Origin of the sequence: Nocardia gamkensis NBRC 108242 (assembly GCF_001612985.1) — a bacterium.
Classification (GTDB): Bacteria; Actinomycetota; Actinomycetes; order Mycobacteriales; family Mycobacteriaceae; genus Nocardia; species Nocardia gamkensis.
This window is the reverse complement of the sequence record NZ_BDBM01000044.1, coordinates 22,960-45,681: the sequence shown is the minus strand read 5'-3', so window position 1 is coordinate 45,681 and position 22,722 is coordinate 22,960. Positions and strand designations below refer to the sequence as shown.

The window sequence follows — 22,722 nt, the reverse complement described above, 5'->3', positions numbered from 1 at the left end:
TCACCATCGCCCGGCTGCGGCGAAGAATTCGGGGACGCGAATCGATCGCCCGGCCGAGCGGGCACGCTCGTACACGAACGATCCGACAGCGATATCGAGCACACCCATGCCGAAGGGCGAGAAGATCAGTGGCTTGCCCGGCGGGACGGCAATCGCGTCGACCAGTACATCAGCCAGTGTCCCGGTAACGAAATCTCTAGAGCCGCAGAGCTGTTCGGCCAAATGCGGTGAGGTATTCGCTTTCAAGCAATGATCGATATCGTCGAGGATATTCGCCGAACCGAGAACCACCTCGGGCGCGATGTCGCGCAACGAGATGTTCAGCACGAGTTGCCCAGGCCGGAACGCTGTGCTGACATACGGTGTGGCCGCGGTGGTGGCGAAGACTACCGTGTCGGCGGCTAGCGCACCGTCGAGGTCGGTGGTCGTAGCTTGCTCGGACAGCCGTTCGGTCAGGTGCTGGACCAGCGCCTGACCCGACTGCGGGTTCAAATCGTGAACCAGGAACTTCTGTGGGCGGCAGCCGGCCGCGACCAGATGGTCGCAGATGGTGCGTGCGATGACACCGGCGCCGATCACTGCGATGGTGGATTCCCGATAGCCTTCGGGACGAAGCGTTTTCGCTGCCAGCGCCGCCGAAGCCGCGGTTCGCGCGGCACTGATTCCGGCTGCCTCCAGGCACGCGGCTGGGTACCCTGTCTCGTAGTCGTTGAGCACTAGAACTGCAGAGGCCCGCGGGACATCGTTGTCGATGTTCTCCGGGAAGCTCGATATCCACTTGATTCCAGCAGCGCGGATGTCGCCGCCGATGAACGCCGGTAACGCGATGATCCTTGCCGACTTCTTCTCCGGGAATTTCAAAAAAAGACTGTCAGGATTCACTGTCAGTCCATCACGATGTTGCACATATGTATTGCGGACTATTTCGAGAACCGCTCCTACATTATCGCGAAGCAATTCGCTCACGACAGAACTGGTGACAAGTTCGAAGTCAAAAATGATGCAATCCTTCTGTCTAATACGAAGATCGCCCGGGGATCGTCAGGGGATCGTCACGGACCGAGTCGAGAGCGGCTCCAGCGCCGCGGGACAGAAGTTCTCGAGCACCCATGCGTCGTTGTAAATGGTATCCAGATAGCGGTCACCGAAGTCGGGGGCGATTGCCACCGCTAGCAGTTCGCCAGCCGGATCGTTGTCTTCGAGCCATTGTTGTGCGCCGTGAACGACCGTTCCGGTGGATCCACCGAACAGCAGTCCGCGCGACGCCAGCGTCCGGCACATACGAACAGTGTCGGCTTCAGCGACCCGCACCACATCATCGATGAGGTCGCGGTCCAGCAGGGGCGGCACGATCCCTGCCCCGAGTCCTGGGATGAGCCGCCGCTGCGGGGGGTGACCGAAGGCGACCGACCCGACCGGGTCCACAGCCACGACGCGCACCCGACGACCCGAGTCGGCGAAGTACCGCGCGCATCCCATTGCGGTGCCGCCCGTTCCGACACCGACGAACAGCACATCCAGATCCGGCAGGCTTCGGTGGATACCGGCCGCGGTCCGATGGTAGTGGGCTTGCCAGTTTGCCTGGTTGGAGTACTGGTCAAGCCAGATGTAACGATCGTCCTCGGTGAGCCGCGCACGGATCCAGTTCAGGCGCGCAAGCAGCAGACCCCCGATCGGATCGGGTTCATCGAGTACGACCACCTGCGCGCCCATCGCCCGCATAGCGTGGATCGATGACCTATTGCAGCGGATGTCGGTTACGCAGACGAATCGCAGCCCCATGCTCGCCGCCGTAGCACTCAGAGCGATACCGAGGTTCCCTGACGAGGATTCTACGAGAATAGAGTCATTATCGAATGTAGAATTTGCGACTGCGGCACCAATCATCGCCGCAGCGGAGCGCATCTTGATCGATCCACCGAGATTCAGCCCTTCGCATTTGAGCAGAATTCTGCGACCGACGGCCGAACTGGCGTCAACATACAAATCCGAGTCGAAATCCTCGTACGGACTCGACAGTACCCCCATTGAAGGCCCCCCATTATTTGGCGTACAGCACGAAAGCGACCCCGTCTGCAACTCCCCCGTTTGCGTACTTCACTCGAAACAGTAGAGACATGTTCACGGAGCGTCCACCGACTCGAGAGTGATGCTCGTCACTCCAAACATTGCGCTCGGAGATGACCGGGATGAGGTGTAGGGTTCGGCGCTGGGGACTCGTGATCGAGCGATCCGGGGCGGCGGCTATCTGATTCGCCGACCTGGGGTCGACTGCGGTCGACGCAGGTAGTCATTGATTGGAGGGGGGATGTTTCGGTGTTCCGGCCGAAGGTGAGCGGGTCGCGTCTGCTGGCGCGAGAGGTCTTCCCGCTGAAGTGGGCGGCCACCGCCACCCTGGCGATTCTGCTGATCAGTGTATCCGCCACTCTCGTTGGACCGCTGATCGTTCAGCAGTTCATCGACCGAGCTCAGGTCGGTGGCACTTCGACGGCGCTGATCGGGACCGCCCTCTGCTATCTGGCTATCGGCGCGGTAGGCGGTCTTGCCCGGGCGACCGCGAGCTACCTCGGCGTCCGATTCGCGTGGCGCGTCGCCGACCGGCTGCGCTCGAAACTACTGCGGCACTTCACCGTCGCCACACCAGTGCTCGAGCTTGAACGCACTCCGACCGGTGAAGTGCTGGAAAAGGTAGAGGGCGCCGCCGATGTGGTCGCGCGGTCGATCTCGGACGCGGGCCTGCGCCTGGTCGGCAACATCGCAATCACCGTCGGCGTCCTGGGCATCCTGTTCGTCCAGATCCCCGGCGCAGGTGCGGGAATCGGGTTGCTCGTGGTGGTTACCTGCCTAGTGCTGACGAAGCTCGGGCGCATCGCAGCACGTCGCTGGGAGGTTGCGCGGGACCAGCAGACGGAACTGTTCGGCTTCATCGGCGACGTCCTCGGCGCCCGCACCGATCTGCGCGCACTCGGCCAGCAGGGCTGGGCCACCGATCGCACCAGCGCCGGACTGGATCAGCTGTATGGGAGCGAGGGCAAGGCATATATCGGCGGCCGGGCATTCTGGCCAGTGACACAGCTTTTCATCGCGGTGTCCTTCGGGCTCGGCTTCGGCTTCGGCCTGCAGCAGCTCGGCCACGGCGGCATGACCGTGGGCATGCTTACAGTCATCTACCTCTACGTGGACCTGCTACAGAAGCCAATGGAGGAGATGTCGTCACAAGCCGGGCTGCTACAAGAGATGGTCGCGGTCCTGACGATTGCGGCCCGAACCCTCGACATCCCCGCGGCGCCACCGCCCGCATCGGGTACACCGGTACTGCCCCCTGGCCCATTGGACGTCCGATTCGACGGGGTCACGTTCGGATATGGCGATCGGCTTGCGCTTACCGACGTGTCGTTCGACGTAGCCGCAGGTACGAGCCTAGGCATCGTGGGCCGCACGGGCGCCGGAAAGAGCACGGTGGTCAACCTACTGTGCGGGCTCGCCCGTCCGAACTCGGGACAGGTCTACATCGGCGGGGTCCCGGTGACCGACATCCCCCCTGCCGAATTCGCGCAACGGGTGACCGTGATGAGCCAGCGCGCGCACGTCTTCGCGGCCACAGTGCTGGAAAACATCACACTCTTCGACGACACGATCGACCGGGAATCAGTCTGGCAGGTGTTGCGGCGCCTGCGCGCGGCGGACTGGGTCCGTCTACTGCCCGACGGTCTCGACACCGTAATTGGGGCCGGCGGCCGAACCCTTTCGGCCGGTGAGCTACAGCTGATCGCTGGCGCACGGGCGCTCATCCGTCCCTATAGCCTGCTGATCGTCGACGAGGGAACCTCACGGCTGGACGCCGACATCGAGCAGAGTTGGGCGGATCTCATCGACGAAATCCGCCGTGACCGCACAGTCGTGCTGGTCGAGCATCGCGAACGCGCTCTCGCCCGAATAGACAGGGTGCTGACGATGCACGACGGGCGAGTCCTGGTCGTGGACAGCGCCATTACGACCGGCGACATGAAGGAAGCCAACGCGTGACCGAACATACGGACTCGCTCGTCGCGGTGCTGCGCCGCGGAGCCGGGCGGATGAAGGCGTCCTATGCCGGTGCGATGGCCGCGTGGATGGCGGTGTACTCGATTCCGCTCGCGGTCGGCGCTATGGTGTCGATCCTGTTGAACCGTGTTGACGGCGGAACCGTTGACACGACCGCTTGGTGGGTGCTCGCTACGGTCGTCGCGGCCATGGTCTCGCGCGCCGTCGTGCTCTACATCGGGCTGAACTCCACGTTCCGGCTGATCTTCCGGACCAGTGCGTGGCTGCGCGTCAGCGCCCTCGCGCACGTGCTGGGCACACCGACCACCCCGGACACCATGGCCGATGGTGAGATCCTGAACCGATTGCGCGACGATTCCGATGAGATCGGCGGCCTACTGGAGTGGACGACCGACCTCATCTACCGTTCGGTGCTTACCGTTATCGCGGTGGTCGCCCTGGCCGTGACCGACATCGTCATGACTCTGCCTCTCGCGCTTCTACTCGGCGGACTGCTCGTCTCAGTCGTGCTCAAACGGCGGGTGGCCGACTATCAAGTTCAGACCCGCGAGCAGCAGGGGATGATCGGGGCGGCGATCGCCGACACCCTCGACGGAGTCCGGGATCTGCGCCTGTCGGCAACGGTGGAGCAGCGGCTGACAGGGCTGGAGGAAGCGTTCCGCCGACGCCGTAGCGTGCAACTGCGCCAGCAGGTCTACACCGACCTGCTCTCGGACCTGTTCCGAAATCTGGTCACCGTCGGCACCGCGATAGTCCTGATCACCATGAGCCTCCGAATCGGAGCGAACGGACTCGAGATCGGCAAACTGGTGCTGTTCATCACATACTCGGGGTGGCTCGGCCAGCAGATGTACTTCTTCGGCAAGATCCTCGCCCGCTACGAGCGCGGGAAAGTGTCGCTGTCGCGTTTGGCCGATCTCGGGTTCGGCGGACCACAACCGCCCGACCCAGCCGAGCCGCTGCCCCGGTTGCAGCAGCTGTGTTGGACGAGCGCCCCGGATCCGTCACGGCCTACCACCGAATTCACCGTGAAACCGGGCGAGCTGGTCGTAGTCACCGGTGAGACCGGGGCAGGCAAGAGCACGCTCGTCCGCGAGATCGCGGCGTTGCAAGCGGTGAGACTCGGTTCGGTGCACTGGAACGGCATCGACGTCACCGGCGACCACGTGCGCCTGATTCCGCCGCGGATCGCCTACGCCGGGCAGGCGCCGAAGTTCGTACGCGGCACGATCGCCGACAACCTGGCCCTCGGGTCGTCAGGTATCGGTCCCGACCGGATCGAACGAACGCTCGCAACGGTACACATGCCGGCCGGTTCCGCCGAACTTGCCGACGGCCTCGGCACCCACCTCGATTCAGGTAGCGCGAGCCAGCTGTCAGGTGGGCAGCGGCAGCGGCTGGCCCTGGCGAGAATGCTGCTGCGATCGGCGGACCTCTACATCGTTGACGACTGCGATTCCTCTATAGACGCGCACACTGTCAGGGAGCTGTGGACTAACATGCCAGACCGCCGACGCGCCGCGTGGATAGTGGTGTCGCACAACCGCGACGTGATCGCCAAAGCAGACCGCGTGCTCGAGGTGCGCCGCGGGTTCCGGATCACCGAGGTCACCCGGTCCGAACGCGACCCGATTGGCGGCGGAGCTGGTGGGGCGCCCTAGTCACCCATGGGATGCGATAATAGAGCCTTAGGACGGCTTCGGCGCCAGACTCGAACATCAGCGTGGAGCCAGCCCGCCACGAGACGGTCGGTTATGTCACCACCTGCGAAAGTTTCCGCATCCGGAACCGACGAAAGCTCGCCTGCGGGACTCGGGGGTGGGTTGACGTTCGCTTTCTCAGCCTCGCACTCATCGGCAGCAGGCCAACGTCTCACAAGGTAGCTCAGTGGCCAGCGGGGCGCCACGCGCTGCCCGACTAAACACGCGCTGCCCGACTAAAACGGGTAATAGGCTTCGATCACCAACTGCCCACCCAAGAACAGCAGGTCATCCCCGTTCCCATCTTCGACACGCCCAGGGATGCCTTGGTTTCCAGTGTCTACTACTGGCTCGTCGCGGCCAGAGACAACTCGGCCGTCTGCCGCCGATCGGATCACGAGGATTGACCCAGTGACCACGTTGAGCTCAGACAGCACGCCTTGGGGGTCGTTGAGGTAGCGGTATCCCTCCACTGGGGGATTGAACTGGCCGAGTACGTTCGCCACGGCATCGCGTTCGGCTTCAGTGACCGGGATCCGGCGCTTGACGAGAGTGGCGCACAGCACGTCGACGAGCATCGCCCACTCACCCACGTCGCTATAGGTCCGGTAGCTTTCGACCAGGTCGGAAGGCAGACGGTCGGCGACACTTTCGAGAAGGTCTCGCGAGTCCTTGCTCATCTTGTTGAGCCGACGGTTACGGGCTTCGATGGCTTGCGGGTCCCGCTGACGCTTTCGCGCTTCTCGTGCCGCCCTGTCCGAATTCATCGCTCTCCTAGCCTATTTGATCGGGTCGCCATTCGCGTCGTTCCTGACTACACCCTCGCCGCCGATGGGGTAGCCGGTCACGACTGAGCCATCGGGAGCGACGATGACTTCGATTTGGACGCCGTTGCGGGTGCCGTTGACCTTCCAGTTGCCGTTGTCCTGGAGGACTGGCGGCTGGTCCGGGTTCTTCGCTACGTCGACTATTCGGTCGATGATTTTGTCGTCTTCCCAATCATCGGTGTCGGGGAACTCGGTCTTGTTGGGCATTCCAGTCCCGGGCGCGTGCCCACCGCCGTTGATGTCGTCACTCCCGTGCGAATGCCGAAGTCACCATGGCACGTCAATCGGGCAACCCCCTGCTTGCGGCCGCGGCGAGTCGAGTGACCAGTACAGCAATAACCCAGGAGCTGGCCGGGACGCCAGATCTCCTGCAACGCTACGAGACGGCCAGCGCGGCAGCACAGGCAGTGGTTCACGCAGTGATGGATGCCCGTAGGTTCGGGCACGGCGAATGGTTCCCGGAGGGGTTCCTGGCTGCTATCGCGCGCTGTTATCTCACCGGCGCCGATCGCCACAACACCGATGATGACCCATCCTGGTTCCAGGCAGCGGTCGCGAACCTGACCGGCCCAGGCCCGGCCAGCGGCCCAGTGCTGCACCGGAATCTCCTCGGCTATCGGCTGGATGACTTCCTGGACGAGACGGGCCGGATTCAACGCAGGTTCGAGTTCCCGCCTGCCGAGTTCTGGACCGTCGTCGCCGAGACCGAGATGCGTTCGGACAGCAAAACCCAGATGGCCGACGCCGCCGCCGAACGACTCGCACGACTCGCCGCGCACGCAGGTATGCCACAAGCACTGACCTCCCTGGCGCGCCTAGGGCGCCGTCGAAGTCCCGAAAAGAAGATGGCACTACTTCGTCAGGCTGCGGACCTGGGAGACTTAGAAGCATTCGAGTGGCTGGTGACTCTGCTGGAAGAAACCGGGGAGAAGGAGAGCGCGGAATCGGTCGCGCGGGAAGCCATCGAGCTGGGGTCATGGAGGGCGACGGTGTCTATCGCTGAATGTCGAGATTTCGACTTCCCCGACGAAGCGGAGCAGATGATTCGCGACTTGCCCGTAGAGATGCGGTGGGATGCGATGGCAGCACTGGCCGACTTTCGGGACAGCGTCGACGACTTCGAAGGCGCCGAGCAACTTGCGATGACCCTTGCGGGCTGCGGTCACCTTGACGCGCTCCTAGGACTTGCCGATGATCGACAACACAGAGGTGACAAGGAAGCGGCTCGGCGATTGCTCGCACGCGTGCCGCAGCCCAAGACGCCCGAGGACACATTGCGCGTGGCGCTTAGCCACGCGTGGGCAGGCGCCCACGACGCGGCCCGGGAGTTGCTGGCAGGACTGTCCGGTGCGCGTTACTCGGACGACCAGGTCGCGGCCATCGCCGACGCGTGGCCGCAGCTCATCAGGTCCCTGCATGACGTCCTGACCGCATTGGGCGAGCGGATCGCAGCCCACCGCTTGATCGAACAAACGGAGCAGCCACGCGAGTCGATGCCGAGCGATGGCGAGGACCTGCCGCCGGACTTCGCCGAAGAGGACGAGGAGCTCGCAACGGCGTACGCCACGCTCGCTGGATTCCACGCGCGACGCGGCGAGTTCGAGAAAGCGGAGCCTCTGGCCATGGCTGCCTCGGAGCTAGGAAACTCGACCGGACTGGTAGCCCTCGGCCAGGAAGTGCTGCAACGCGGTGACCGTGCCACCGCCGAACGGCTAGCGCTGTGCGCGATAAACACGCCAGAGTGGTCACCCTGGTCAGGAAGCCCAACCGCCGGAAGAACACTGGCCGAGGCACGTGGAGACGAGAACCTGCTCGTGTGGGGGCTCGAGGCAGACGGCACCACGGCCAAACCCTGGTAGGCAGGGCGCCGCGGTATCGACTGCTGCAGAGACTGCAGTGCTCATCACTAAGGCCAACTTGTACGTCGGCCAGCGCTCGTGATCCCGTCCCCCTGTTCGAATCTCCGCCCGGGGGAACGACGTGTGGGAGCGTGGACCGATCCGGCGAGCGCACCGCGATCATCAAACCGGGTACGTACCCGTGTGCCGGTACCGCATGGTTGCACGATCTATGCGCGGCCGCGGGGGAAGGAGGCGAATGTCAAAAGAGTATGGCGGGACACAGTTCTGGCTGCCGGAGGACGCGCAGAATCCGAACAGGCAGTGATTGCCGAGGCGATGGCGGCGTTGGCCGATAACCGGCCAGCCGCCTCGGTCCGCGGTAGACCTCGAATATCACACCGCAGTCCGATTCCATGTCATACCTGAGGGTTACGGGTAACGAGAATCCGGCCGATAGCTTCGTGGTATCGACATCGGCGCCCACTCCGACATCGACCGGCCGACATCGTCGACGGGCGGAGGTGGCGTCTGGCGACTCAACTCTCAGGAAGATCTATGACGACATCTGCCTTGGCCCCCGAGTCATCTCCACGGTCACCGCGGCGCGGCGCCGACGGTGACTACGCCCGTCTGTTGCGCCGGATCTCCGAGGCGGGGCTGATGAACCGGCGTCCCGTCTACTACGCCGTCCGGCTCGGCCTCGTCGGGGTCGCGTTCGCAGCGGGCTGGGCGGCGTTCGTCCTCATCGGCGATTCGTGGTGGACGCTGCTGGTCGCGGGGTTCATGGCCGTGACGTTCGCTCAAATCGCACTCGTCATGCACGATGTCGCGCACCGCCAAGTCTTCCGGCTACGGCAGCGGACAGAGCTGGTGGGACGACTCGTCGGCAACGCAGGCATCGGCCTGGGCTACGGCTGGTGGCAGGACAAGCACACCCGGCATCACGCCAACCCGAACCACGAGGAACTCGACCCCGATGTCGCGCCCGACATCCTGGTCTGGTCGCAACAGCAAGCACGGTCCAGCCGCGGTCTGCCTCGTCTCATCGGGAGGGCACAGGCGTTCCTCTTCTTCCCGTTCCTCTTGCTGGAGGGTCTGAACCTTCATGTGGCGGGTGTACGCGCGCTCAGAAATCGATCGATCAAACAGCGCGGATCGGAGGGTGCGCTGCTGTTCGTCCACTTCGCCACCTACCTGGCCGCGCTGTTCGCGGTTCTGCCCGCCGACAAAGCCTTCGCGTTCCTCGCTGTCCACCAAGGACTCTTCGGCCTGTACATGGGCTGCATCTTCGCCCCGAACCACAAGGGCATGCCGACCTTGACCGGCGACGACCGCCCCGACTACCTCCGCCGCCAGGTGCTGACCTCCCGCAACGTGCGAGGTGGCGCGTTGACCGACCTCGCCCTCGGCGGGCTCAACTACCAGATCGAGCACCATTTGTTCCCGAGCATGCCGACACCGAACCTGCGTCACGCCCAAGTGATCGTGCGCGACTACTGCACCGAAATCGGCGTGCCCTATCACGAAACCGGGCTGATCTCCTCTTACCGCGAGGCGCTGCGACACCTGCACCACGTCGGCGCTCCGCTGCGCACTCCCGATCGACACCCGGCTACCGAAGTGCCACCACGCGATCGTTGAACACAAGCCGGGCGTCACCACGTACCGGGGCTGTCGGTGGCGGCGGGGTTGGGCGTCCGCTCATCGGCAGGCGCGGACGGGAACGGTCGCCATACTCGTGGCGCGCGCAGTGGACTCGGCGGGTGCCCAGCCTTGTCGGCGAGTGCGGATTCCGGTCGCGGCCGGCACGTGCGCGAGCCCCGGTGAACAGGCCGGCCAGGGAACCGTTACCGCTGGACACGACCGGTGCGCATGGCCGACTATGACCAACATGTTGCTCACGCGCGAGGCTGATCTGTTCGAAAGCTCCAGGGGCCGCCTGGAAGCGATCGCCTACCGCTTGCTGGGCTCGGCCGGCGACGCCGAGGACGTGGTGCAGGAGACGTATCTGCGCTGGCAGGCCGCCGACCGCGCATACGTGGAGACGCCCGAGGCGTGGCTTACCAAGGTGCTCACCAATCTCTGCCTCAACCAGCTCACCTCCGCCCGCGCGCGCCGGGAAACCTATGTGGGGCAATGGCTTCCGGAGCCGGTGCTGGCCGGCGACCGAATGTTGGGCCCGGCCGACACCGTCGAGCAGCGCGAATCGGTGTCGATCGCCATGCTCACGCTCATGGAACGTCTCACCGCCAAAGAACGCGTGGTGTATGTCCTGCGCGAGGCCTTCGGCTATCCGCACCACGAGATCGCCGACCTCCTCGACATCACCGAATCCAATTGCCAGCAGGTCTATCGCCGGGCCAAACAGCACTTGGCCATGGAACGGGCGCGCGTCGAGGTGGACGAGACCGCCGCCCGCCGGATCGTGGAGGAATTCCTGGCCGCGGCGGTCAGCGGCCGAACCGACGAACTGGTGCGGTTGCTCACCGATGACGCCACTATCATCGGTGACGGCGGCGCCTTCTTCGCCACCTTGAACAGGCTGCTCGTCGGCGCCGAGCGCATCGCCATGTTCGTACGGCTCGCCATCAAACCTACGGGCGCCAAGTGGGACAAGCTCGGCGGCAAGCCCACGCCCTTCGCCGCGATCGTCAATGGCAGGCCCGCGCTGATCCTGGTGGCCCAGGATCGCATCGTCGGCGTCGTGGTGCTGGAGGTGACCGCCGATGGCGTCGCCGCCATGCACGCCCATGTCAACCCCGACAAGCTGGCGTTCGCCAATCGCCAGTGGGCCACCTACGCACCGGGAGCCCCCCTGCCCGATTTGTGGTGACCCACATCACAGCTCACTCCTGTCAGCATTCAACGCCGATCCCGACTTCGTCGAACGGGTGCGCCTGCACCAGCTCGCCGCCGGGCAGGACCTGCCGGTTCGTCCACTGCGCAAGATCTTCGCGGGCACCGGCGCCGAGGTGCGCATCGCATGGGTCGATTCGCTCGACGCGGACCGCAAGACCGTCGAACTGATCGGCGATCAGGGGCCGAGACCCTCGCCTACGACACACTCGTCTACGCCCTGGGCAGCACCGTCGCCGATTTCGGCGTACCTGTGGCGTTGTCGAGCACGCCCACCATGTGGCGAGCAAGCACGCCGCGCTGCGGCTGCGGGAACGCCTGAGCCAACTGCGGGCGGGCGAGACCGTGCTGATCGTGGGTGGTGGCCTGACCAGTATCGAGGTCGCCACCGAGATCGCCGAGGCGCGCCCGGATCTGAACGTCGCGATGGCCGCGCGCGGTGGCGTCGGCGACTGGCTCGACGAGAAGGCGCAAAATCACCTGCGCGGCGCGTTCGAACGCTTCGGTATCACCGTCCACGAGCACGCCGACGTCATCAGGGTCACCGCAGACGGTGTGGCCACCCGATCGGGAGCGGAGATCCTTGCGCAAATGACCGTCTGGACAGCGGGGTTCGCCGTGCACCCGATCGCGGCCGCCAGCACGCTCACCGTTTCCGAGGCCGGGCGGATCATCGTCGACGCCACCCAGCGTTCGGTCTCGCATCCGGATGTCTACGCCGTCGGCGATGCCGCGCACGCCGCGGGAGTGGGTGGCAGGACGTTGCGCATGGGCTGCGCCACCGCCTCCCCGATGACGTGGCTGGGAGGCGATGCCATTGCCGCTCGGCTGACCGGACGTGAAGTTCCCGATGCTCCCATCGGGTACAACAGCCAGTGCATCAGCCTCGGCCGCCGCGATGCCATCGTGCAGAAGGTGACCGAGGCGGATCAGCCGACCTCCAAGGTCGACGTCGGTCGCAAGGCCGCCCGCGTGAAGGAGCTGATCTGCTCGCTCGCGGCCTGGTGCGTGAAGCACCCGACCCTGCCGGCGCCGAGCCGACGTCGCCGGGCCGTCGCGACCGGCGCGGCGGCTCCGGTCGCGGCCTTCTGAGCGCGTGCGGAACCGGCACAGGTCCGCCCCGGCCAGACGGACTGGGGCGGACCGGGATACGGCAGACGATGGTGGGGTGGCCTGTGACGCCTACGGCTTGGCCGACGAGGTGATCGGCGGTCCGGCCGGAGCCCCGGAGTCCGCCACACCTGCGTAGTCGGGCAGCTCGACGCCGTTGATCGCGCGCTCGATCAACTCGGTAAACCATTCGCCGGCGAAATCGGGGCTCGGCTCGGCCTCCGGCGCGGGAACGGCGAGGCTACGCGCGTGCAACCGGCCGATCTCCTGGTTGGCCTCGACGAACGAGCGCATCCGCCGCTCGTATCCGGCGAACCCGGTCTCCGGGTCCCATCCGGCGGCGGCCAGCTCTCCGGCCAGCAGGTAGGCGCCGACCAGGGCCAGCCCGGTGCCCTGCCCGGACATCGGCGACGAGCTGAACGCCGCGTCCCCGAGCAGCCCGACCCGTCCGCTCGACCAGCGGTCCATCACCACCTGGGCGACCTGGTCGAGGTAGAAGTCCGGGGTGTCGTCCAGGTGCGCGAGGATCCGCGGGGTCGACCAACCCATCCCGGCCATCCGCTCGCGCAGCAGGCGCTTCTGGGCCGCGACGTCGCGGTAGTCGATGTCGAAGTCCCCCGAGGGGAAGGAGAACATGGCCATCGCCCGGGTGGCGTCCTGGATGGGCCGCAGGCCGGCCGAGCGACCGGACTCCTGGTAGTCGAGCAGCCAGCGGTCCAGCCCGAACTCGTTGGGCACACTGTAGAAGGCCAGCACGAGACCGAGGTGGCGGACGAATCGCTCGCGCGGCCCGAAGACCATCGCTCGCAGCGCCGAGTGCAACCCGTCCGCCCCGACCACCAGCTCGAAGCGCCGCTGGTCGCCGCTTGCGAAGACCACGTCGACCCCATCGGAGTCCTGAGTGAGCTCGGCGATCCGGTCGCCGAAGATGTACTCGACACCATCGCGGGTGTCGTCGTAGAGCACCCGGGACAGGTCCCCGCGCAGGATCTCGATCTCCGCGATGTACCCGTCGCCGCCGTCGTCGGCTGCGCGGAAGGTTTCCAGCACGTTCCCGTCCACGTCCACGGTGTGCGCGCCGGCGGTTTCGGTGCGGGCCGCGCGCACCGCCGCGTCCAGCCCCATCCGCCGGATGACCTCCTTGGTCACCCCGCGCGCGTCCACCGCCTGCCCACCGGGACGCAGCTCGGGGGCCCGCTCCACCACGGTCACCTCGGCTCCCCACCGGCGCAGCCAGTGGGCCAGCGCGGGCCCCGCGATACTCGCCCCCGCCACCAACACCCTGATACCGCTCACTTCGCCCCCTGCTCACCCGTCCGGATCACGGCCCGAATCATTTGCCCCTGCGCGGGATCATCGACGCTCATCATTGCCTCCGTGTGTTCTGCCCGCGCTGGACGGTCCCAGCACAGGCCCACCGATGTGGGTGTATCTACCGGTACCGACGACGGATCCCCACGAAATTCATCGGTGCAGCCGAAATGGTGTCCCAGCTCCTGCGACCTGAACTCGGCATCGACGGGCGTGAGTCGCCGTGGTTTCCGGCCGTACCGGGCGGACCCGGTTGCCGCTGGTTCCGGATCCCGGCCGCCGACACCTTTCCTGCCGAGGACACAAATTGCCCGACCCCCAAAGCTACTGACAAGACCGCCACGAACACTGTTGGCGGGATAGACCGCCGCGGCAGGCATTCGGGGAGTGTCCGGCCGGTAGCTCGAATGTCGGGCCGGGCTACGTCCCTGTCGTCGACGGCCAGGCTCGGTCGTCAACGGTGAGCCACGGTTCGGTGGCTGCGGAGGTGGGGGCTGTGCCGGTGAATTCGCGGATGTCGCGGTGGAGGTGGGATTGGTCGGCGTAGCCGGCGTCGGCTGCTACGCGGGAGGGAGGGTGTCCTTGGACGAGGCGGTGGACGGCATGGTCGAAGCGGACCAATTTGGCGGCGCGCTTGGGGGTCAGGCCGATTCGGGTGCCGAAGCGGGACCACAGTCGTTGGCGGCTCCAGCCCAGTTCGGCGGCGAGGTGCTCGACGCGGAGACTGCCGCGGCTGAGCTTGATTTGTCGCCATGCCCAGGCGACCTCCGGGTCGACGCGGTGGTCGTGCCGGAACCGCGCCGACAGCGCGGTGTCGACCAGGGCGAATCGGTCGGGCCAGTTCGGTGTCTCGTGCAGGCGCTCGCGCAGCCACCCCGCCTCGCGCCCCCAGAGGTCGTCCAGACCGATGATGGTTCCACCCGGCTCGGTGGGAGGGAGGCCGAGGATGGCTTGGGCGACAACCGGTTCCAGGCGAATCTGGACGCATTCGACGGCATGGACGCGGACCGGAAGCGCGGTGCGGGCGAGGCCGAGGGTCAGGCTGCCCGAATGGCTGCGGCCCGTCGAGTCGCGGACGTCGAAGCCGCACTCGCCGAACTCTACGATCACCGTGACCGCCGGATGCGGTATGACACGCACCTGCTCCGGGCCGTCGCCGTGGACATGGAATCCGGCCATGTCGACGCCGCGCAGGGCGGATGGCCGCGCAGGCCGCGCGATGTCCCAAGGCACACGTCGATTGTATGAGCGGCCGCGGACGCTGACATTTCTTCAAGACGCGACCCGCTGTCGTGCCCGAACGTGGTGACGTCCCAACCAATCGAAGGAGGAACCGTGGACGAAACCACCACCGCCGCAGGACGGAATCGGTGGCAGCACATCGGGCTGCTTATCGTCACCGCCCTGGTCGCCGCGCTCACCGGCAACACGACCGGGACGGCGAACGCCGAGACCGACGATTCGCACGAGCACATGGTGCACCTGCCGGGCGGAGACATCCACGTCGTCGCCGACGGAACACCCGGTGCTCGCGCGTTGGTGCTGCTGCACGGTCTGGGCGCCTCGACCGCCTACTGGGATCCGGTGTTGCCCGCCCTGCGCGACCAGTACGTCGTGCGCATCGATCTACTCGGCCACGGCAAGTCCGATAGACCCGACAGCGGCTACAGCACGTCCGAACAGGCGAGCCGAGTCGGGGCCGTGCTCGACCGGCTGGGCGTGCGCAAGGCGACCGTCGTCGGGCATTCCTCCGGGGGCTACGTGGCCACCTCGCTGGCCGAACAGCGCCACGACCTGGTGTCGGCGATCATGCTGATCGACTCCGGCCCCAGCCTGGACGCCGTCACCGACAACGGTCCGGTCGGCAACCTGCTGTTCGTTCCGGCGATCGGGCAGCCGCTGTGGCCGCTGCTCCCGGACGTCGTCCTCCGGCAAGCCATGAGCTCCGCGTTCACCCGGGACGTGCAGATCCCCGACCAGTTCGTCGCCGACCTGCGTGGCATGACCTACCGCAGTCTCACCGCGACCTCGACCGCGTCGGATGACTACCTGCGGGAACGCACCGAAACGGACCGGCTCACCGACCTCGGCGTGCCGACCATGGTGCTCTACGGCTCTCAGGACAAACGTTGGCAGCCGGACTCTTTCGAGGACTACCGCCGCGTCCCCGGCATTCGGATCGAGAGCCTCCACTGTGGCCACACGCCCATGGTCGAAGAGCCCGGCAGCACCGGCGCACTCATCCGCGACTTCGCCGGTCAGCCCTGAATTCCGGAAGCCGATGGCGGCCCCGGCCAGGCCCGCCCGCCGACGGACACCGCGTCCGCACCTGTCCCCCGTGTGCCTGCATGCGCCGGCTGTACGAGCCCGCGACGGGCAACGACCACAGCTGTCCTGTGGTCGGAGATCATCGGGTGCACAACGATATCCGCAGGAAAACCGCGCACTCGTCGCTATCCGATCGGCAGCGCGCTCAGTATCGGGCCGTAGGCCCAGTTCAACATGCGCGCGGCGTCGTCCTTCGCGGCGACGTCGCTGTCGGGTGAGCTGTGCAGGACCACACCGATCAGCGGTATCCCTGCCCTGACCGTCTCGAACAGCAGGCAGGTTCCCGCAGCATCGGTCCATCCGGTCTTGATGCCGATAGTGCCGGGATAGTCGCGCAGCAGCCGGTTGGTGGTCTGCCACGAGTGAGCGCGGTTGCCCGGCCCGGCGGGGAGGTGATAGCTCTGCGCACCGGCGACGTCACGGAACACCGGCAGGCTCATCGCGCGCAGAGCGAGGGCCACCAGGTCTGCCGGTGTGGAGTAGGTGGAGTGGTCGGTGGGGGCGGGCAGCCCGCTGGGGTCGGTGAAATATGTTCCTGCCAGGCCCATGTGACGCGCAGTGTCGTTCATTTCGGCGATGAAGCCGTCTTGACCGGGACCGTAGGCCTCGGCAAGGGCGTAGGCGGCGTCACAGCCGGAGGGCAACATCATCGCGTAGAGGAGCTGTCGCGCGGTGAGCACCTCGCCGGGGACCAGGCCTGCGTCGCTTCCGTCGTACTCGGCGCAGTAGGCGATGACTTCTCGCGGCACGGTGATGGCCCGGTCGAGGTCGCCTGCGTTGATCACGACCAGTGCCGTCATCACCTTCGTGATGCTGGCTATCGGAACCGAGATGTTCGGCTGTCGCGACCACAGCACCGTGCCGGTGATTCCATCCGCCAGCGCTGCTCCCGACGCCCGCACCGCGTCCAGCTCAGACGTCGGCCACGGCAACTGGATATGGGCGTCGCTCACAGCGGGGGCGGCCACGATGCCTTGGCCGACTACCACGACCAGCACCCCGGCAACGACAGTCTGCAACAATCTGGCAAATGTCCGCATCGCCATATTCTGCCGCTTGAAACCCTCAAACATCCGGATTTCACCGACCGATTCACACATCGCGAGATTCAGCATCCGAACAGCTATCTACATGTATCGAGCCGGTGGCCCATATCGTCTCGAGGTCCCGCCTCGGCCGCGCGCTCGCCCGAGGCGGCTCAGGGCCACCGAGCCGATTCCGAATTCGTCTGGCGCGCAACGACTACTGTCCTCGGTATGCGTTTGGCGGTCTTGGTAGGCGTGGTGCTGGTGGTCAGTGCGTGTTCGCAGAACCTGTCGGGCAATCCGCGGCCGGTGGAGGGTCCGGCGCCGGCGACGAGTCCACCGGCGCAGACATCGGCGAACAGCTTGCGGGATCGGATCGCGTGGGTCCGGCAGGGGTCGCCAGTCGATCTCGCCGCCTACCACTCCGCCACTGTCGAAGGTGGACCTGTGACCGATCTACGGGGCGATATCGCGTTCGTCAGCCCGACCCACAAGATCAGTTGCATTACCGGCGTCGAGTTCGATTTCGACGGGTTCGACTGCATGATCGAGCTGAAGGACCCGGCGCCCGCGCCGGGTGAGGGCTACGGACAGTGGTTCGGCGGATATGTGACCTACTCCGGTCAACGGTTGACGGTGGGCCAATTCCGAGGTGACCCAGGGCTTTTCATTCACGGCGAAGGCCCCACGCTGCCGTACGACAGCACCGTCACCTTCGGCGAATACCTCTGCCGCCTCGCGACGACCGGCCTCACCTGCGTGAACCCCGCTACGGGCAGTGGCGTCCAGCTGAGCAGTGAAGGCGTCGTTCCGCTCGGCTGCCTGCGCGAACTACCGGATGCGGAGCGCGAATCGGTTGTCGGCCGCGCTTACGCCTGCTGAGCTGTAGCACCCGATCCCCCGTATCAGCGCTCGGCGCATCTGCACAGCCGTGCGCCCCCGAAAACGCGAACGGCGCCGCCCCTTTCGGAGCGGCGCCGTTCCCAGCGATTCAGTGAATCACTTGATGATCTTCGTGACGCGACCGGCGCCGACGGTGCGGCCACCCTCGCGGATCGCGAAGCGCAGACCCTCGTCCATGGCGACCGGCTGGATCAGCTTGACGAGCATCTCGGTGTTGTCACCGGGCATGACCATCTCGGTGCCCTCGGGCAGGGTCACAACGCCCGTCACGTCAGTCGTACGGAAGTAGAACTGCGGACGGTAGTTGTTGAAGAACGGGGTGTGGCGGCCGCCCTCGTCCTTCGACAGGATGTACGCCTGGCCCTCGAACTCGGTGTGCGGGGTGGTGGTGCCCGGCTTCACGACGACCTGGCCGCGCTCCACGTCCTCACGCTTGATACCACGAACCAGCAGACCGACGTTGTCGCCCGCCTGGCCCTGGTCGAGCAGCTTGCGGAACATCTCGATACCGGTGACCGTGGTCTTGGTCTTCTCCGGGCGGATGCCGACGATCTCGACTTCCTCGTTCACGTTGATCACGCCACGCTCGACGCGACCGGTGACGACGGTGCCACGACCGGTGATCGTGAACACGTCCTCGACCGGCATCAGGAACGGCTTGTCGGTCTCACGAACCGGGTCCGGGATGGACTCGTCCACCGCGGCCATCAGCTCCAGCACCGACTCCGACCACTTCGGGTCGCCCTCGAGCGCCTTCAGACCGGAGACCCGCACGACCGGCGCGTCCTCGTCGAACTCCTGCGAGGCCAGCAGCTCGCGGACCTCCATCTCGACGAGCTCGAGGATCTCCTCGTCGTCGACCATGTCGGCCTTGTTCAGCGCGACCAGGATGTAGGGCACGCCGACCTGACGGGCGAGCAGCACGTGCTCACGGGTCTGCGGCATCGGGCCGTCGGTGGCGGCGACCACGAGGATGGCACCGTCCATCTGCGCCGCACCGGTGATCATGTTCTTGATGTAGTCGGCGTGACCCGGGGCGTCGACGTGCGCGTAGTGGCGCTTCTCCGTCTGGTATTCGACGTGGGAGATGTTGATCGTGATACCACGAGCCTTCTCCTCCGGCGCCTTGTCGATCTGATCGAACGCGAAGCTCTCGTTCAGATCCGGGTACTTGTCAGCCAGCACCTTGGTGATCGCTGCGGTCAGCGTGGTCTTGCCGTGGTCGACGTGACCGATGGTGCCGATGTTGACGTGCGGCTTCGTCCGCTCGAACTTCGCCTTCGCCACTGTTTGTCCTCCTGGACTTGTTGGTGCGTGCAGTTGCAGCAGTGCGGGGTCATCCCCGCGGAGACGGGGAAAGGGGTATTACAAACGCCCGGGAGCCATTTACTCGCCGGTCGCCTTGGCGATGATCTCCTTCGACACGTTGGCCGGAACCTCCGCGTACGAGTCGAACACCATGGAGTAGTTCGCCCGGCCCTGGGTCTTCGACCGCAGGTCACCGATGTAGCCGAACATCTCCGAGAGCGGAACCAGCGCCTTGACGACACGGGCACCACTGCGTTCCTCCATGGCCTGGATCTGACCACGGCGGGAGTTCAGGTCGCCGATCACGTCGCCCATGTAGTCCTCGGGCGTGGTGACCTCGACCGCCATCAGCGGCTCGAGGATCACCGGACCGGCCTTGCGAGCCGCTTCCTTGAGCGCCTGCGCACCTGCGATCTTGAACGCCATTTCCGACGAGTCGACGTCGTGGTAGGCACCGTCGAGCAGCGTGACCTTCATGTTCACCAGCGGGTAGCCGGCGAGCACACCGTACTGCATGGCGTCCTGGGCGCCGGCGTCCACCGAAGGGATGTATTCCTTCGGCACACGGCCACCGGTGACCTTGTTCTCGAATTCGTAGTGCGCGCCGTCTTCGCCGACGAACGGCTCGAGCGCGATGATCACCTTCGCGAACTGGCCGGAACCACCGGTCTGCTTCTTGTGCGTGAACTCGAGCTTCTCGACCCGCTTGGTGATCGTCTCGCGGTAGGCCACCTGCGGCTTACCGACGTTCGCCTCGACCTTGAACTCGCGGCGCATGCGGTCGACCAGGATGTCGAGGTGGAGCTCGCCCATACCGCCGATGACGGTCTGGCCGGTCTCCTGGTCGAGCTTGACCGAGAAGGTCGGGTCCTCTTCGGACAGGCGCTGGATCGCGGTGCCCAGCTTCTCCTGGTCGGACTTGGTCTTCGGCTCGATGGAGACCTCGATGACCGGGTCCGGGAAGGTCATGGACTCGAGCACGATCTGGTTCTGCGGATCGCACAGGGTGTCACCGGTGGTGGTGTCCTTCAGACCGATGACCGCGTAGATGTGGCCCGCCGATGCGGCGCCGACCGGGTTCTCCTTGTTGGAGTGCATCTGGAACAGCTTGCCCAGACGCTCCTTCTTGCCCTTGGTCGAGTTGATGACCTGGGCGCCGGAGTCGACCTTGCCGGAGTACACCCGGACGTAGGTCAGCTTGCCGAAGAACGGGTGCACCGCGATCTTGAACGCCAGGGCCGCGAACGGCTCGTCGGCGCTCGGCTTGCGGGTGAGCAGCTCCTCTTCCTTGCCGGGCACGTGGCCGGTGGTGGCCTCCACGTCCAGCGGCGAGGGCAGGTAGTCGATGACCGCGTCCAGCATGGGCTGCACGCCCTTGTTCTTGAACGCGGAGCCGCACAGCACCGGGTAGAGCTCGGAGGTCACCGTCAGCTTGCGGATGGCGCCCTTGATCTCCTCGATGGTCAGCTCTTCGCCGCCGAAGAACTTCTCCAGCAGCGCCTCGTCCGACTCGGCGACGGTCTCGAGCAGCTCCTGGCGGTACTGCTCGGCCTTCTCCTTCAGGTCGTCCGGGATCTCGACGACCTCGTACTGCTCACCGAGCTTGGTCTCGCCGCGCCAGACCTTCGCGTTGTTCTCGACCAGGTCGATGATGCCCTCGAAGGTGTCCTCCGCGCCGATCGGCAGCTGGATGACCAGCGGCTTCGCGCCGAGGCGGTCCTTGATGGTCTGCACGGTGAAGTAGAAGTCCGCACCGAGCTTGTCCATCTTGTTGACGAAGCAGATCCGCGGCACGTCGTACTTGTCCGCCTGACGCCACACCTGCTCGGACTGCGGCTCGACGCCTTCCTTGCCGTCGAACACCGCGACGGCGCCGTCGAGCACGCGCAGCGACCGCTCCACCTCCACGGTGAAGTCGACGTGCCCGGGGGTGTCGATGATGTTGATCTGGTTGTCTTTCCAGAAGCACGTGGTAGCCGCGGAGGTGATGGTGATACCACGCTCCTGCTCCTGCTCCATCCAGTCCATCGTGGCGGCGCCGTCGTGGACCTCACCGATCTTGTAGGTGATGCCGGTGTAGAAGAGGATGCGTTCGGTTGTGGTCGTCTTGCCCGCATCGATGTGGGCCATGATGCCGATGTTGCGGACCTTGTTCAGGTCGGTGAGCACGTCCTGTGCCACGGAAATCTTCCCCGCTCGTAGCTAGTTGGGATTATCGGGGACGACCCTGTGGTCGCCTCTATGTCAACGCCGGACGCGGCCGGTGAGTGCCGCGTTCCGGCTGTGCCTCCCGACCCAGACGGCGGGCCGGGCAGACGTCACCAGCGGTAGTGCGCGAAGGCCCGGTTGGACTCGGCCATCTTGTGGGTGTCCTCGCGACGCTTGACCGAGGCGCCGAGGCCGTTGCTGGCGTCGAGCAGTTCGTTGGCCAGGCGCTCGACCATGGTCTTCTCCCGGCGAGCCCGCGAGTAGTTGACCAGCCAGCGCAGCGCCAGGGTGTTGGAGCGGCCCGGACGGACCTCGACCGGCACCTGGTAGGTGGCGCCACCGACGCGGCGCGGCTTGACCTCGAGTGCGGGCTTGACGTTGTCCAGCGCGCGCTTGAGCGTGACGACCGGATCGGTGCCGGTCTTCTCGCGCGCCTGCTCCAGCGCGCCGTAGACGATGCGCTCGGCGGTGGACTTCTTGCCGTCCAGCAAGATCTTGTTGACCAGCTGAGTGACCAGCGGCGACCCGTAGACCGGGTCGTTGATCAGCGGACGCTTGGGTGCGGGGCCCTTGCGTGGCATATCAGCTCTTCTCCTTCTTGGCGCCGTAACGGCTGCGGGCCTGCTTGCGGTTCTTCACACCCTGGGTGTCGAGCGAGCCACGGATGATCTTGTAGCGGACACCGGGAAGGTCCTTCACACGACCGCCGCGCACGAGCACCATCGAGTGCTCCTGCAGGTTGTGGCCCTCGCCCGGAATGTAGGCCGTGACCTCGACCGAGCTGGTCAGGCGAACACGCGCGACCTTGCGCAGCGCGGAGTTCGGCTTCTTCGGGGTCGTGGTGTACACGCGGGTGCACACGCCACGACGCTGCGGGCTCCCCTTCAGGGCCGCGGTCTTCGTCTTGGAGACCTTGTCGCGGCGACCCTTGCGGACCAGCTGGTTGATGGTTGGCATAGACCGGCTTTCCTTATTAGTTAACGCGGTGTGTGGACTTCATGTCTGTTATGAGTTCGCGGCGCTCCCGGGGCCCGTCGTGGAAGCAAGCTTCCATTTCCGGGCCCGTCGTTCACACCGCTGTCATCGAGCTTTCACTCGCACGTCCGGCCACGTTTCTCGCGTCCCGAGGTCGGGCGTGTCGCGCGCGGCGCGGAGCCCTTAATCCGGGCACGCTGGAGTCGTCGGCCGCTTTCGCTGGCCTACGGTCACGCACGAACTTGCCCGTATGCTTCCGGGCACAGCGATCCACGATACCCGTGGC

At 65.7% G+C, this 22,722-nt stretch carries 19 protein-coding genes; 8 read left to right on the top strand and 11 right to left on the bottom strand.

The features are described from left to right. Together sbnB and sbnA are read right to left on the bottom strand one after the other, a co-directional pair. Entirely contained in the window at positions 1 to 999 is a 999-nt protein-coding gene (sbnB, locus tag NG1_RS27445) for a 2,3-diaminopropionate biosynthesis protein SbnB (RefSeq protein WP_062975536.1), read from the bottom strand. Positions 1,000 to 1,041: 42 nt separating this feature from the next. Then, the gene (gene sbnA / locus NG1_RS27440) at positions 1,042 to 2,028 is read right to left on the bottom strand and encodes a 2,3-diaminopropionate biosynthesis protein SbnA (RefSeq protein ID WP_062975535.1); all 987 of its coding nucleotides are present in this window, start codon (positions 2,026 to 2,028) and stop codon (positions 1,042 to 1,044) included. Between the two features lie 288 nt (positions 2,029 to 2,316). Between sbnA and NG1_RS27435 the strand changes: the two genes are divergently transcribed. Next, positions 2,317 to 4,026: an ABC transporter ATP-binding protein gene (locus NG1_RS27435; protein WP_062975534.1), complete on the top strand. Its 1,710-nt coding sequence runs from the start codon at positions 2,317 to 2,319 to the stop codon at positions 4,024 to 4,026. Continuing rightward, positions 4,023 to 5,705, top strand: coding sequence for an ATP-binding cassette domain-containing protein (locus NG1_RS27430; protein ID WP_063910450.1), 1,683 nt, complete (start codon positions 4,023 to 4,025; stop codon positions 5,703 to 5,705). The genes NG1_RS27435 and NG1_RS27430 overlap by 4 nt, the downstream gene beginning before the upstream one ends. Positions 5,706 to 5,980: 275 nt before the next feature. Here NG1_RS27430 and NG1_RS27425 read toward each other — a convergent pair whose 3' ends face one another. After that, complete coding sequence (locus NG1_RS27425; RefSeq protein WP_157114260.1) at positions 5,981 to 6,511, bottom strand: hypothetical protein; 531 nt, start codon at positions 6,509 to 6,511, stop codon at positions 5,981 to 5,983. A 12-nt stretch (positions 6,512 to 6,523) separates the two neighbouring features. Further along, positions 6,524 to 6,778, bottom strand: coding sequence for an EndoU domain-containing protein (locus NG1_RS27420; RefSeq protein ID WP_062975529.1), 255 nt, complete (start codon positions 6,776 to 6,778; stop codon positions 6,524 to 6,526). A 113-nt stretch (positions 6,779 to 6,891) separates the two neighbouring features. On the opposite strand from NG1_RS27420, the gene NG1_RS27415 reads away from it, so the two are divergent. The 4 genes from NG1_RS27415 (at position 6,892) to NG1_RS27395 (ending at position 12,360) form a co-directional block, all read left to right on the top strand. Further along, positions 6,892 to 8,430, top strand: a complete 1,539-nt coding sequence (locus NG1_RS27415; protein ID WP_062975527.1) for a hypothetical protein — start codon at positions 6,892 to 6,894, stop codon at positions 8,428 to 8,430. A 537-nt stretch (positions 8,431 to 8,967) separates the two neighbouring features. Beyond that, positions 8,968 to 10,053 carry a fatty acid desaturase family protein gene (locus tag NG1_RS27410; protein WP_062975525.1) on the top strand — a complete coding sequence of 362 codons (1,086 nt, stop codon included), beginning with the start codon at positions 8,968 to 8,970 and terminating at the stop codon, positions 10,051 to 10,053. A 250-nt stretch (positions 10,054 to 10,303) separates the two neighbouring features. After that, positions 10,304 to 11,245, top strand: coding sequence for an RNA polymerase sigma factor SigJ (gene sigJ, locus NG1_RS27405; RefSeq protein ID WP_062975555.1), 942 nt, complete (start codon positions 10,304 to 10,306; stop codon positions 11,243 to 11,245). A 302-nt stretch (positions 11,246 to 11,547) separates the two neighbouring features. Beyond that, positions 11,548 to 12,360 (top strand): FAD-dependent oxidoreductase, encoded by an 813-nt coding sequence (locus NG1_RS27395; protein WP_062975521.1) that lies wholly within the window; start codon positions 11,548 to 11,550, stop codon positions 12,358 to 12,360. A gap of 90 nt (positions 12,361 to 12,450) precedes the next feature. On the opposite strand, the gene NG1_RS27390 is transcribed toward NG1_RS27395, so the two are convergent. Beyond that, positions 12,451 to 13,674 carry an FAD-dependent monooxygenase gene (locus tag NG1_RS27390; protein ID WP_062975519.1) on the bottom strand — a complete coding sequence of 408 codons (1,224 nt, stop codon included), beginning with the start codon at positions 13,672 to 13,674 and terminating at the stop codon, positions 12,451 to 12,453. 435 nt (positions 13,675 to 14,109) lie between these two features. Next, positions 14,110 to 14,922 (bottom strand): AraC family transcriptional regulator, encoded by an 813-nt coding sequence (locus NG1_RS27385; protein ID WP_062975518.1) that lies wholly within the window; start codon positions 14,920 to 14,922, stop codon positions 14,110 to 14,112. Positions 14,923 to 15,024: 102 nt separating this feature from the next. Here NG1_RS27385 and NG1_RS27380 point away from each other — a divergent pair, with 102 nt between their 5' ends. Then, positions 15,025 to 15,957 carry an alpha/beta fold hydrolase gene (locus NG1_RS27380; RefSeq protein ID WP_245660082.1) on the top strand — a complete coding sequence of 311 codons (933 nt, stop codon included), beginning with the start codon at positions 15,025 to 15,027 and terminating at the stop codon, positions 15,955 to 15,957. Positions 15,958 to 16,142: 185 nt separating this feature from the next. On the opposite strand, the gene NG1_RS27375 is transcribed toward NG1_RS27380, so the two are convergent. Then, on the bottom strand, positions 16,143 to 17,015 hold the full coding sequence (locus tag NG1_RS27375) for a D-alanyl-D-alanine carboxypeptidase family protein (RefSeq protein WP_245660081.1): 873 nt from the start codon (positions 17,013 to 17,015) through the stop codon (positions 16,143 to 16,145). Between NG1_RS27375 and NG1_RS37580 the strand changes: the two genes are divergently transcribed. Continuing rightward, on the top strand, positions 16,992 to 17,924 hold the full coding sequence (locus NG1_RS37580) for a hypothetical protein (RefSeq protein ID WP_168434267.1): 933 nt from the start codon (positions 16,992 to 16,994) through the stop codon (positions 17,922 to 17,924). The two genes, NG1_RS27375 and NG1_RS37580, sit on opposite strands and share 24 nt — an antisense overlap. 117 nt (positions 17,925 to 18,041) lie before the next feature. On the opposite strand, the gene tuf is transcribed toward NG1_RS37580, so the two are convergent. The 4 genes from tuf to rpsL all read right to left on the bottom strand — a co-directional run bounded on the left by tuf (position 18,042) and on the right by rpsL (position 22,418). Next, positions 18,042 to 19,232, bottom strand: a complete 1,191-nt coding sequence (tuf, locus tag NG1_RS27365; RefSeq protein ID WP_040870253.1) for an elongation factor Tu — start codon at positions 19,230 to 19,232, stop codon at positions 18,042 to 18,044. Between the two features lie 99 nt (positions 19,233 to 19,331). Beyond that, a complete protein-coding gene (gene fusA, locus NG1_RS27360) occupies positions 19,332 to 21,434 on the bottom strand; it encodes an elongation factor G (protein ID WP_062975514.1) in 2,103 nt (700 codons plus the stop codon). A 137-nt stretch (positions 21,435 to 21,571) separates the two neighbouring features. After that, on the bottom strand, positions 21,572 to 22,042 hold the full coding sequence (gene rpsG / locus NG1_RS27355; RefSeq protein WP_040739280.1) for a 30S ribosomal protein S7: 471 nt from the start codon (positions 22,040 to 22,042) through the stop codon (positions 21,572 to 21,574). A gap of 1 nt (position 22,043) precedes the next feature. After that, positions 22,044 to 22,418, bottom strand: coding sequence for a 30S ribosomal protein S12 (gene rpsL, locus NG1_RS27350; RefSeq protein WP_040870256.1), 375 nt, complete (start codon positions 22,416 to 22,418; stop codon positions 22,044 to 22,046). Positions 22,419 to 22,722: the final 304 nt, after the last annotated feature.